General features: G+C 59.9%; 1 protein-coding gene. It reads left to right on the top strand.

Annotated features, from left to right (window positions below):
* A partial coding sequence (locus HMPREF2886_RS31920) for a DNA topoisomerase (protein ID WP_256562625.1) occupies positions 1-294 on the top strand: 294 nt, incomplete at both ends.

Consider the following 294-nt stretch of genomic DNA (forward strand, 5'->3'; position numbering starts at 1 on the left):
GATGGAACTGGCGCAAAAGCTGTACGAGCAAGGGGCGATCACCTATCACCGCACCGACTCCCCGAACATGGACGAGGAAGGTATTGCCGACATTGCCGCTTACGCTGCCGGTGCTGGTCTGCCAATGGCCGACAAGCCGCGAAAATGGAAGGCCAAAGACAACGCGCAAGAAGGGCACGAAGCCATCCGCCCGACACACGTTGCTGATTTGGATTGCGGCGAAGACGACGACGAAAAGGCCCTGTATCGCCTCATCTGGCAACGTGCCGTCGCCTCGCAGCTCGCCGATGCCAT

The organism is Pseudomonas sp. HMSC066A08 (genome assembly GCF_001813025.1).
Lineage (GTDB): Bacteria > Pseudomonadota > Gammaproteobacteria > Pseudomonadales > Pseudomonadaceae > Pseudomonas > Pseudomonas aeruginosa.